Source organism: Streptomyces sp. A0592, from assembly GCF_004795115.1.
Classification (GTDB): domain Bacteria; phylum Actinomycetota; class Actinomycetes; order Streptomycetales; family Streptomycetaceae; genus Streptomyces; species Streptomyces erythrochromogenes.
Genome location: NZ_SSBM01000014.1, coordinates 176,849 through 188,492 on the forward strand (window position 1 = coordinate 176,849; position 11,644 = coordinate 188,492).

The 11,644-nt window shown below is 73.6% G+C and carries 8 protein-coding genes and 1 pseudogene; 6 read left to right on the forward strand and 3 right to left on the reverse strand.

Annotated features, from left to right (window positions below; all coding sequences use genetic code 11):
- The first annotated feature begins 167 nt into the window (after positions 1-167).
- The 5 genes from E6U81_RS21480 (at position 168) to E6U81_RS21500 (ending at position 7,967) form a co-directional block, all read left to right on the forward strand.
- Positions 168-1,139, forward strand: coding sequence for a cyclase family protein (locus E6U81_RS21480; RefSeq protein WP_136231714.1), 972 nt, complete (start codon positions 168-170; stop codon positions 1,137-1,139).
- A gap of 109 nt (positions 1,140-1,248) precedes the next feature.
- A complete protein-coding gene (locus E6U81_RS21485) occupies positions 1,249-4,092 on the forward strand; it encodes a SpoIIE family protein phosphatase (protein ID WP_136231715.1) in 2,844 nt (947 codons plus the stop codon).
- A gap of 118 nt (positions 4,093-4,210) precedes the next feature.
- Positions 4,211-5,776 (forward strand): sugar ABC transporter ATP-binding protein, encoded by a 1,566-nt coding sequence (locus E6U81_RS21490; RefSeq protein ID WP_136231743.1) that lies wholly within the window; start codon positions 4,211-4,213, stop codon positions 5,774-5,776.
- Positions 5,773-6,795 carry an ABC transporter permease gene (locus E6U81_RS21495; RefSeq protein WP_136231716.1) on the forward strand — a complete coding sequence of 341 codons (1,023 nt, stop codon included), beginning with the start codon at positions 5,773-5,775 and terminating at the stop codon, positions 6,793-6,795. The genes E6U81_RS21490 and E6U81_RS21495 overlap by 4 nt, the downstream gene beginning before the upstream one ends.
- Positions 6,796-6,830: 35 nt before the next feature.
- Positions 6,831-7,967 carry a substrate-binding domain-containing protein gene (locus E6U81_RS21500; RefSeq protein ID WP_136231717.1) on the forward strand — a complete coding sequence of 379 codons (1,137 nt, stop codon included), beginning with the start codon at positions 6,831-6,833 and terminating at the stop codon, positions 7,965-7,967.
- Between the two features lie 30 nt (positions 7,968-7,997).
- Here the strand turns inward: E6U81_RS21500 and E6U81_RS21505 are convergent, their stop codons facing one another.
- Positions 7,998-8,909, reverse strand: a complete 912-nt coding sequence (locus E6U81_RS21505; RefSeq protein WP_136231718.1) for a hypothetical protein — start codon at positions 8,907-8,909, stop codon at positions 7,998-8,000.
- Positions 8,906-10,318, reverse strand: coding sequence for an AMP-binding protein (locus E6U81_RS21510; RefSeq protein ID WP_136231719.1), 1,413 nt, complete (start codon positions 10,316-10,318; stop codon positions 8,906-8,908). Before E6U81_RS21510 ends, E6U81_RS21505 begins: the two co-directional genes overlap by 4 nt.
- A gap of 399 nt (positions 10,319-10,717) precedes the next feature.
- On the opposite strand from E6U81_RS21510, the gene E6U81_RS21515 reads away from it, so the two are divergent.
- A complete protein-coding gene (locus E6U81_RS21515; protein WP_136231720.1) occupies positions 10,718-11,521 on the forward strand; it encodes a helix-turn-helix domain-containing protein in 804 nt (267 codons plus the stop codon).
- A gap of 17 nt (positions 11,522-11,538) precedes the next feature.
- Here E6U81_RS21515 and E6U81_RS21520 read toward each other — a convergent pair.
- Positions 11,539-11,644 (reverse strand): annotated as a pseudogene (locus tag E6U81_RS21520) (IS5/IS1182 family transposase); the annotation flags it as partial.

Consider the following 11,644-nt stretch of genomic DNA (forward strand, 5'->3'; position numbering starts at 1 on the left):
CAGCCGTCCGCGGCCGGCCGCGCCTCCGTACGGCCGACGTCTGGGGCATCGTCGGCGTGGCCCGGCCACCCTGCGGGCATGTGCTTGCGTGCGCACACGGGGAGCAGGAGCACGAGCGGCACGAGGAGCGAGAGGTGAGCGACAGGTGAGCGACAGGTGAGCAGCCGGTGAGCGGCAGCCCCGGGGACGAGGACCCCGCCGGCCCGGCGGACGCGGCCGGCGGCGGGCCCGCGGTGTCGCGTGCGGAGTTCGACTCCGTCTTCGCCGCGGTGAGCACCTGGGGCCGTTGGCCCGAGGCCGACCGCGGCGCCTGGAACCGGGTCACCGGGGACCACGTCCGGCGGGCCGCCGCCCTGGTGCGGTCCGGCACGACGGTGCAGCTGGGCCTGCCGTGGAACACCCGTGCCGGACCGGACAACAGCAGGCCGGCCCTGCACTACATGTCCGACCTCGGTGACGTGGAGGCCCCGGAGCCCGCCACGCACAAGGACTTCCTCGCGGCCGACTACCACGGCAAGGGCGTGAGCCACCTCGACGCGCTGTCCCACGTCGCTTACCGGGGCCGGCTCTACGACGGCCGCCCGGCACGGGAGTCCGTCGACGCCGGGGGCGCGCGCTTCGGATCGGTGGAGGCCCTCGGCCCCCTCGTCACCAAGGGCGTGCTCCTCGACCTGCCGGCCGTCCTCGGGAGGGACTGGCTGGAGCCCGGCCACGCGGTCCGCGCGCGGGACGTCCTCGATGCGGAGCGTGCGCTCGGGGTGACGATCGACGAGGGCTGCGCGGTGCTGCTGCGCTCCGGCCGCTTCCGCAGGCGCCGGGAGCTGGGTCCGTGGGACGCCGACGCGGCGTGCGCTGGCCTCCACGTCGATGCCGTGCCGCTGCTGGCCGAGCGGGCGATCGCGCTGCTCGGCGGCGACGGGGACAGCGACGTACGCCCCTCGCCGGTCGAGGGAGTGCACTCCCCCGTCCACGCGCTGGCCGTCGCCGCGATGGGGGTGCCGCTGCTGGACAACCTGGACCTGGAGGCCCTCTCCGCCGCCTGCGCCGAGGCACGGCGCCACGAGTTCATGATCGTCGTATCGCCCCTCAGGGTGCCCGGCGGGACGGGCTCGCCGGTCAACCCGGTCGCGATCCTGTGATGCAGGGGCAACACTGCAAGAACTGCCTCTTTCGGCCATATTGATTCAAAAGCGGAGGAATATACTCGGAAGGCGCTCGCAGGCAGCACGGCAAGGGGAAGTGGTGCAGATGGGGGTCACGGGAGGCCAGATCAGCCCCGTACGCTCCCGTGAGCGGTTCCTGCTGGGCGAGTCGGTCGAGGGCAGCGTCCGCGGCCCCATCCTGAACTCGTGGATGCGCAGCCGGATGCTGGGGCTCTCGCCGGAGCAGACGGACCTCCCCTACACGGAGGACTTCGATCCCGACAGCAGGCTCGTCCGGGCGGCCGTGCCCGTCCTCGACCAGCTCCAGAGCAGGTTCTCGGGCAGCCAGATGAACATCTCCCTCGCCGACGGCAACGGCACGGTGCTGCAGCGCCGGTTCGGCGAGCCCGCCCTGGCCGGCCGGCTGGCGCCCATCCAGAGCGTCCCCGGATTCGTCTTCGCCGAGCGCTACGCGGGCACCAACGGCATCGGGCTCGCGCTCGCCGAGCGGCGGCTGTGCCAGGTCTACGGCGCCGAGCACTTCGCCGAGCGGTCCCAGTCGAACGCCTGCTCCGCGACCCCGATCCGCGACCAGTTCAGCGGCCACGTCATCGGCGTCCTCTGCTTCGGCTATCCGCGCAGCTACGAGGACCCGGCCCTGCCCGTCCTGGTCCGCCGGGCGGCCGAGTCCATCGAGCGGCGGCTCATGGAGCAGAGCTCGGAGCGCGAGCGCGCCCTGCTGCGGACCTACCTGGACGCCAGGCTCCGCGCCCGCGCCGGGGAGTCCGCCGACGACGGTCAGCTGATCGGCCTGGACGAGCTCACCGACGGCGGACTCGACCTGCAGGACCAGATGGTCCTCAAGGCGAAGGCGACCGAGCTGATCTGCAACCCGCAGCGGGCCGCGGTCGAGGTGTCGCTGTCCCACGGCCGGGGGGTCACCCTCCTGAGCAGCCCGGTCACGAGCCTCTCGGGCGTGGAGGGCGTGGTCGTCGAGGCCGTGCTCACCGGGGACTCCCCGCCCGCTCACCACCTCGCCGCCTCGAAGCCCACCGCCTCCGCCCTCGGCGCCCTGGCCCTCGCCGCCACGGAGCGCGCCGAATCACTGCCCTGGCACCTCGCCGACACCTCCGCCGCGGGCCGAGCTGCCACCGGCCCTGCGGCAGCGTCCGGTCCGGGCGGCGGCTCCCCGCGCGACGCCGGGGCCGGAGCCCCCGACACGGTCCGGGGCCTGGTACTGGTGGGCGAGCCCGAGGTGGGCAAGTACGCCGTCGCCGCGCGACGCCGCCTGGAGCTGCTCGCCGAGGCGAGCACCCGGATCGGCACCACCCTGGACGTGAGCCGCACCGCCTGGGAACTCGCCGAGACGGCCGTGCCGCGCCTGGCCGACTACGTCACCGTCGACCTGCCCGGGGCCGTGCTGCGGGGCGAGGAGGCCGCCGACCCGCAGGCCGACCTGCACCGCACGGCCGTCCACGGCATCCGCGACGACTGCCCCTTCTACCCGGTCGGCCACCAGGTGCGACTGGACCCCGGCACCCCCCACATGCGCTGCCTCGAGGGCGAGCCCGCCGTGCTGGAGACCGACCTCCAGGCCACCACCCCGGCCTGGATGCTCCCGGGCCTCGAACACGCCCGGGGAATCCTGGCCCACGACGTGCACTCCATGATCTGCGTCCCCCTGCTCGCCCGCGGCGTACTGCTCGGCATCGCCACCTTCTACCGCGCGCAGGACCCCGCCCCCTTCGGGGAGGACGACAGCCGGCTGGCCCAGGAACTCGCGGCCCGCGCCGCGCTCTGCATCGACAACGCCCGCCGCTACACCCGCGAGCACACCCTGGCCCTGGCCCTGCAGCGCAGCCTGCTCCCGCGCGGCCTCCCGGAGCAGGGCGCCGTGGAGGTCGCCCACCACTACCAGCCCGCCGAGTCCGGGGTGGGCGGCGACTGGTTCGACGTCATCCCCCTCTCGGGCACCCGCGTCGCCCTGCTGGTGGGAGACGTCGTCGGGCACGGGCTGCACGCGGCCGCCACGATGGGCCGGCTGCGCATCGCCGCACGCAACTTCGCCGAGCTGGAACTGGCCCCGGACGAGCTGCTCACCCACCTGGACAACCTGCTGGTGCGCCTGGACCGGGAGGAGGAGGACGCGAGCGCCACCGGCAGCGACGGCATCGTCGGCGCGACCTGCCTGTACGCCGTCTACGACCCCACGTCGCAGGTGTGCACGATGGCCCGCGCCGGCCACCCCCCGCCCGCGCTGGTCCACCCCGACGGCAGCGTGTCCTTCCCCGACCTGCCCGCCGGACCGCCCCTGGGCCTGGGCGGCCTGCCCTTCGAGACCGCCGAGGTCCGGCTCCCCGAGCACAGCACGCTGGTCCTCTACACCGACGGCCTCGTCGACGGCCGCCACCGCGACATCGACGTCTCGCTCGACCAGCTGCGCCACGCGCTCGCCCACCCGGACCGGGAACCTCAGGACACCTGCCGGGCCGTCATCGAGGCCGTGGCGCCCGAGCACCCCGATGACGACATCGCGCTGCTCGTCGCCCGCACCCGTACCGTGCCCGCCGACCGGATCGCCACGTGGGACCTCCCCCCGGACCCGTCCCTCGTCTCCGACATCCGGGGCGCCGCCACCCGGCAGCTCGCCGAGTGGGGGCTGGACGAACTCGCCTTCGCCGCCGAGCTGATGCTCAGCGAACTCGTCACGAACGCGGTCCGGTACGGCAGCGAGCCCATTCAGGTACGACTGATCCACGACCACCACCGCGCCCTGATCTGCGAGGTCTCCGACGGCAGCAACACCGCCCCGCACCTGCGGCGGGCCGCCACCACGGACGAGGGAGGACGCGGCCTGTTCCTCGTCGCGCAGCTCTCCCAGGCCTGGGGCGCCCGGTACACCGCTCACGGGAAGGTCATCTGGGCCGAGTGCGCCCTGGACGCGGCGTGACCCGGAATGTCAGACATTGAGAGATAAGTCCAAGTAGCATCCAGACTGTTCCGCATCGCAGCAGCACCTCCCCCAGGCGGCCCCGGAGAAGTCCGTGCATGACACTCCCGTCACCTCGATGAGCCCGCCACCGCGCCCCGACGGAGAACCCCTCGTCCGGATCCGCGGCCTCTGCAAACGGTTCGGCGGCACCCTCGCCCTGGACTCGGTCGGACTGGACATCCACGGCGGCAGCGTCCTCGCGCTCCTGGGGCCGAACGGGGCCGGCAAGTCCACCCTCATCAAAGTGCTCGCCGGGGTCCACCACGCCGACGCGGGCGAGGTGACGGTGGCCGGACACCCCTTCCCCTCCGAGGCCGCCCTGCGCCACATGTCCTTCATCCACCAGGACCTCGGCCTCGTCGAGTGGATGACGGTCGCCGAGAACATCGCCCTGGGCACCGGCTACCCCCTGCACCGCGGCCTGATCTCGTGGCGGCGGACCCGGGAGCGCTGCGACGAGGCCCTGCGGATCGTCGCCGGGCACCTCGACGCCGACGCCCGGATCGCCGACCTCGCCCCCGCCGAGCGGTCCCTCGTGGCCATCGCCCGCGCGCTGGCGAAACGGGCCGGGCTGTTCGTCCTGGACGAGCCGACCGCCACCCTCCCCGCCGCCGACTGCGCCCGGCTCTTCGACGTGCTGCACGCCCTGCGCGACCGCGGGCACGGCATCCTCTACGTCAGCCACCGGCTCGACGAGGTGTACGAGGTCGCGGACACCTTCGCCGTCCTGCGCGACGGCCGCCTCGTCAGCCACGGCCCCCTCGCCCCGTACGCCCCCGACCGCCTGGTGCGCGACATCGTGGGCCACGAACCGGCCCGCCGCAGGCCCGTCCCCGCGGCCGCCGCCACGTCCGCACCCCCGGCCGAGGCGGCTTCCGCGGACGGCCGTCCGGCCGTCCTGAGCCTCGACGGCGTGTCGACCGCCCGCACCCGGCCCGTCACCCTGGACCTGCGCGAGGGCGAGATCCTCGGCATGGTGGGCCTGACCGGCGCCGGCCACATGCACCTGGGCCGCGCCCTCGCCGGCGCACTGCCGCTCACCGGCGGCCGGGCACTGCTGGACGGCCGCCCGTACCGGCCGCACACGGTCGCCGCGGCCCTCCGCTCCGGCGTCGGCCTCGTGGCCGGCAACCGTCAGGAGGAGGGCTGCGCCGCCGATCTGAGCGTCCGGGAGAACTTCCTGGCCAACCCGCGGGCCGCCGGTGTGCCCGGGTGGCGCTGGACCGGCCCCCGGCGCGAACGCGCCGAGGCCCGCGCCCTGATCGAGCGGTTCTCGGTGCACCCCCGCGACAGCGAGGTGCCCATCGCCACCCTGTCCGGCGGCAACCAGCAGAAGGTGGTCGTCGGCCGGTGGCTGCGGGGGAACCTGCGCCTGCTGATCCTGGAGGAGCCGACCGCCAGCGTGGACGTCGGAGCCAAGGCGGCGATCCACCGGATCCTCGACGAAGCGGTCGGGGCCGGCCTCGCGGTCCTCCTCATCTCCACCGATTTCGAGGAGGTCGCGGACCTCTGCCACCGCGCGCTGGTCTTCGGCCGGGGGACGGTGGCGGCCGAGCTGGCGGGCGGCGCCCTGAACGTCACCGAGCTCACGCGCACCGCCTCGGCCCTGCCCGCGATCACCGGAAACGGTGCGGGCCGGTGACCGGCCGGCGCGCCCACTTCATCGGCACCTACGGCCTGCTGACCCTCACGGTCCTGCTCTTCCTGGTCTTCTCCCTCGTCCTGCCGGACACCTTCCCGACGATGGACAACGTCTCCTCGATCCTGTCCAACCAGTCGATCCCCGCCATCCTCGCGCTCGGCGTGACGGTCCCCATCGCGGCCGGCCGGTTCGACCTGTCCATCGGCTACGGCCTGGGGCTGGCGCACGTCATGGTGATGCACCTGATCGTCGACGAACTCTGGCCCTGGCAGCTCGCCTGCGTCACGGTCGTCGTCGGCGGGGCGCTGGCCGGCGTCGTGAACGGGATCATCGTCGAGTTCGCGCGCATCGACTCGCTCATCGCGACGCTCGGCACCGGCAGCATCATGTACGCGGCCACCGGCTGGATCACCGGCGGCAGCCGCATCGTGCCGGGACCCGAAGGCCTCCCGGGCGCCTTCACCGCCCTGTACGACTCCACGTTCCTCGGCCTGCCGCTGCCCGCCTTCTACGTGCTCGCTCTCGTCGCCGCCCTCTGGGTGCTGCTGGAACGGCTGCCGCTCGGCCGGTACCTGTACGTCATCGGCTCCAACCCCCGGGCCGCCGCGATCCTCGGCATCCCCACCCACCACTGCTCCGTCGCCGCCTTCGCCGCATCGGGCATGATCGTCGGTTTCGCCGGGGTCCTCCTCGCGGCCCAGCAGCAGATCGGCAACCCGAGCGTCGGCCTGGACTACCTGCTGCCCGCCTTCGTCGGCGCCCTCCTCGGTTCCACCGCGATCAGACCGGGCCGCGCCAACGCCCTGGGCACCCTCGTCGCCGTGACCGTCCTCGCCGTGGGACTCGCCGGGATCGGCCAGCTCGGCGCGCAGTTCTGGGCGACCCCCCTGTTCAACGGCGCCACCCTGCTCATCGCGGTCGGCCTGGCCGGCTACTCCGCCCGCCGCCGGCTGCGCGCCGGCGCCGGCGTGACCGGAGGGCCCGATCGGGCCCGGCACGGCCGGCAGGACGCCCCCTGAGACCACCTCGCAGCGCACAGAGCGTCAGGAGCACCGTGTACCCCCACCGCAAGACCGCCCTCGCGGCCGCAGCCCTGCTCTCGGCGGCCGCCGCTGCCGTCGCCGGATGCGGCGGCGGTACAGCCGGCCCCACCGGGCCGTCGGCGGCCGGCTGCCCGGCCGTTCTCGAACAGGCCCGGGCCGACGTTCGGAAGGCCGAGAGCACCGACAGCTCGTGGACCGGCCCGACCACCGGCCCCGCCGCGGTCCCCGGCAAGAGCATCGTCTACGTCGCGCAGACCATGACCAATCCGGGTGTCGCGGGAGTCGCGCAGGGTCTCCAGCAGGCCGCCAAGGCCATCGGCTGGCAGGTCCGGGTGATCGACGGGGAGGGCAGCCCGGCCGGGATCCAGGCGGCACTGAGCCAGGCCGTCACCCTCAGGCCCTCGGGCATCGTCATCGGCGGGTTCGACCCGCGGCTGACCTCGCAGCAGGTGGCCCGGGCCAGGGCCGCGGACATCCCGCTCGTCGGCTGGCACGCGGTCGACTCCCCCGGGCCCAGCACGAACCCTCCGCTCTTCACCAACATCACCACGAAGGTGCAGGACGTGGCGAGGATCAGTGCGGACTGGGTCATCGCCCGGTCCGGCGGCGGAGCCGGCGTCGTCCTCTTCACCGACGACTCGATCCCCTTCGCCCGGACGAAGGCCGACCTGATCAAGCAGCGGCTCGCCGCCTGCCCCGGCGTGCGGCTCCTGGCGTACGAGAACATCCCGATCCCGGACGCCAGCCGGCGCACCCCGCAGGAGGTCTCCTCGCTGCTGTCCCGCTTCGGCAGGAAGTGGACCCACTCGGTCGCCATCAACGACCTCTACTTCGCCGACGCCGCCCCGGCCCTGCGGGCCGCGGGGAGGCCCGGTGGCGGACCGCCCGCCAACATCGGTGCCGGCGACGGCGATCCGTCCGCCTTCCAGCGCATCAACAGCAGGCAGTACCAGGCCGCCACCGTTCCGGAGCCGCTCTCCCAGCAGGGCTGGCAGATCGCCGACGAGTTCAACCGCGCCTTCGCCGGCCGGCCCGCCAGCGGCTACGTCGCCCCCGTGCACGTCGTCACGGCCGACAACAGCGGCGGGGCCACGTCCTGGGACCCCCGGGGCTACCAGGAGGCGTACGAGAAGATCTGGCGCGGGTAGCGTCCCGCTCCCGCGCCCGGTCGTGCCCGCTCAGGCCACCGGGCGGGCCTCGGCGCGTACCGGGGACTGCCGCGCGACGTCCGCGTGGTCCCGGCGGAAGACGATGTCGGCCATCCGGCGCTCCGGCCCGCGGCGCCGCAGGACCTGGTAGGCGACGAAGGCCGCCGGGCCGAAGAACACCTGGGCGGGGATGATCCCGGGGGCGTCGCCGGTGGCCGCCGCGATCAGGTGCAGCGCCGCCACGGGCGTGACCGCCCCGAAGAGCACCACCAGCGCGATCCCGGTCCGCAGCCCCGGCTTCCCGTACGCCTTGTAGGCGGTGGTCGTGAAGAGGGCGTAGGCCAGCAGGTCGCCCATGCCGACGACGGCGCCGAGGTCCTCGCCGATGCGCAGGCCCGCGGCCGGGGCGTACGGGTAGCCCTGGACGGCGTCGGCGAGCTCCTGGGTCAGCGGGACGACCCAGGCGAAGAAGGCGTCGTAGGCGGCGAGGGCGAGCAGGAACCACGCCACGTTCTTCAGCCGCATGCCGCCCTGGACGTTGAGGTTCGTGGCGGAGACGACGACCAGGCCGACGACGCAGCTGTTCGCCACCCAGTACGGCGGGGCGGTCTCGCCGAAGGCCAGGTGTGCGACGAGCACGCTCGCGATCAGCGCGGTGATCAGCGCCCAGCGCAGCCGGCCGTTGCCGACGAGGGGCTGGTAGCCCACGGACAGCCCGCCTGCGAAGACCAGGGCGAGCATGCACGGGAGGACGACGCCCGGCAGCGCCAGGTAGACGTACGGCAGCGCGAGGACGAAGCCCATCATCATGAAGATGTCGCGGCCGTTGAAGACGCCGACGGGCGGCCTCGCGGTGCGGACGGCGCGGAAGTACGCGATGGTGCCGCCGACGACCGCGAGTGCGAGGGCCGCGGTGACCGCGAGCTGGAAGAAGACCGTCATGCGTGGCTCCGGGTGAAGGTGTGCTCCAACAGGTCACAGCGGAGGGGGAAGCGGCGCGCGGCGTCCTCGTCGTCCAGCGGCAGGACGGTGACGCGCGCGTCGATGCCGCGGGCCAGCAGCCGATCCGTCACCTCGGCCGGGGTCGCGGTCCGCGAGGCGACCTCCACGTGGAGGCGGCCGTCGGCGCCCACCTCGGCCCGGTGGCGCAGCGGCCACGGCATGCCCGGGGTGCCGTCGAGGGCCTCCACGAGGTCGCGCGGCGTGACGACCGAAGCGGCGGTGCGCAGCAGGGTGCCCGCCTTGCCGAGGATCTGCGATACGGCGGGTACGGCGGCCAGTTCGCAGTCCGGCTCGCCCTCCAGGGTGCGCACCACGTCGCCGGTGTTGTAGCGCAGCACCGGCATGCACTCCCGGTAGGGGTAGTACGGCGTGACGGTCAGTTCCCCGAGCTGTCCGGGGGACACGGGCTCGCCCGTGTCCAGGTCGAGCACCTCGGTGTAGCCCATGTTGGGGTCGATGTGGAGGTGGTGGCGGCTGCAGGTGCGGCCGCCGACCGGCAGCAGTTCGGTCATACCGAAGTTGTCGCCGATGGTCTCGGCGCCGAAGGTCTCGCGCAGCGCCCGGACGAAGGCCGGCGACACGATCTCGCCGCCCGCGTAGATCGCCCGGAGGCCGAAGTCGTCCGGCCCGTATCCGCGCCGGCGGGCCGCGGTGAGCATCCGGGCCAGGTAGCTGGGGTTGCCGGTGAGCAGGGTGGGGCGGGTGCCGTTGCCGCCGAGCAGGTGCTCGACGGACTCCTCGGGCGGGACCTGGCCGACCACGTGGCAGGAGGCGTTGACCAGTCGGCAGACCTCGACGTCCTCCTGTACGGCGGCCGTCGCCCGGGAGCTGAGGTTGATCTGCATCCGGTCGCCGGGGCGGATGTCGCCGCGCAGCACCACGGAGAGGGCGATCAGCGCCGGCCACAGCTCCATCTCGTAGCGGGAGAGCCACATCTGCACGGGACGGCCGGTGGTGCCGGTCGTCTGGGTCGCGAGGTAGGGGGTGCTGCACAGGAAGTCGGCGGGCCGCGCGATCAGGTCGGCCTTGCGGGTCACCGGGATCCGGGTGAGCGTCTCGGTGGTCAGCCCGCCGAGGTCGATGCCGGCGAGCCGCTCCCGGTAGAAGGGCGAGCGCTCGGCGAGTCTGCGCACGGTCCGCTGGAGCGCGCGGTTCTGCAGGTCGCGCCGCTCGTCCGGGTCGGCGAACGGTCCGTCGGCCAGTTCGTCGACGTCGTCGCCGAGCGAGCCGAACTCCTCGAGCGTGGCGAGGGCGTCGGCGACCAGCCGCTCCACGGCCCGTACGTTCAGCTTCCGGCCGAACACCATGGCCATCGCCACCCGGACCTGCCGGACACCGGTCTCCAGCACTCGTGCCTCCCTAAGGCGTCAGGAAAAGGGGTGGGGGCGGCATGCCGCCCCCACCCCCCGAATCTGCGTCAGCTGGCAGAACAAGAACCGAAGAAGACGGCCGTCATGGCGCCCATGACGTACTTGAACTGCTTGGCGCTGGTCTTGATCGCGCTCATCGGATCCTCCTTTTGTCGCTCCTGGCGGACGGGTGTTCCCTGCCCCGTGAGGGGCCGGTCCGCTCGTCCCTGGGTGACAACACCCTGGCGCGATAGCGGTGTTGCGGGCAATGATCGGGTCCGTTCAACGGACCGGCGGAAGCGGAAGGCGGCACCACCGTTCTTGCTGATGAGCCGGGACGAACGGGGAGTTACGGGCACCATCCGACCGATGGCGCCCGTACGAAAGGGGGATCCGCTCATGGCCAGATCCGGCACTGAGGGGCGGGGAGTACTGGAGGGCGCGTTCGCACTGATGGAGGTGCTCGCGCAGGGCGACGAGGTCGGCCTGACCAGGCTGGCTGCGGACGCCGAACTGCCGAAGGCCACGGCGCACCGGCTGCTCGGGCAGCTGGTCGCGCTCGGCGCGGTACAGAGCGTTTCGGGCCGCTACCGGCTGGGCCCGAGGACGTTCCGGCTGGGGCAGGCGTGGCATCCGGCGCGGGCGCTGCGGGCCGCTTCGGCGCGGCCGTTGCGTGAACTCGCGGCTGTCGGGGGTGGCAGGTCGAGTGTCAGTCTGTCGGTGCCCGAGGCGGGGCACGCCCTCGTGGTCGGGAGCACGCGCAGCGAGGTGGACGACGTGTTCGCGCTGTATCCCGGTGTGGTCCTGCCGCCCGGGAGCGCGGCCGAGCTGATCCTGACGGCGTCGGCTCCCGAGGCGGGCCCGCCACAGGGGTGGTCGCGGGCCGCGTGGTCGCGGGAGGCGGCGCGGGCGAGGGAGCAGGGCATGGCCTTCCAGTACGGAAGTTGCGTGAGCGCGCTGTCGTGCGTGGCGGCGCCGGTGTTCTCCGAGGCGGGGCAGGTGGTGGCCGCCGTGGCGGCGACCTCGCTGGACGGCAGGCAGGTCGCCCTGCTGGGTGAGGCCGCGGTGCGTACGGCGGCGATGGTCAGCGCCAACCTGTCCCGGCTGCCGGCACCCGCGGCGCGGCCGCGCCGCGAGTGGGAGCCCGCGCGGGGCCCGGCCGGCCGGGCCGCCCCGCACGCCGTGATGGCGCGGCGGCACTAGGAGTTGTCGTCAAAGTGTCACGCCCACATCAGGAGCGACGCGAGGGTGACGGCTGCTTGGTAGGACTGGGCGGTCTTGTCGTACCTGGTCGCGATGCCGCGCCACTGCTTGAGCCGGTTGAAG

Bases quoted from the DNA above. Each gene is read 5' to 3' on its own strand.
- E6U81_RS21485 (WP_136231715.1), top strand. From the start codon at position 1,249: ATGGGGGTCACGGGAGGCCAGATCAGCCCCGTACGCTCCCGTGAGCGG.
- E6U81_RS21490 (WP_136231743.1), top strand. From the start codon at position 4,211: ATGAGCCCGCCACCGCGCCCCGACGGAGAACCCCTCGTCCGGATCCGC.
- E6U81_RS21505 (WP_136231718.1), bottom strand. From the start codon at position 8,909: ATGACGGTCTTCTTCCAGCTCGCGGTCACCGCGGCCCTCGCACTCGCG.
- E6U81_RS21515 (WP_136231720.1), top strand. From the start codon at position 10,718: ATGGCCAGATCCGGCACTGAGGGGCGGGGAGTACTGGAGGGCGCGTTC.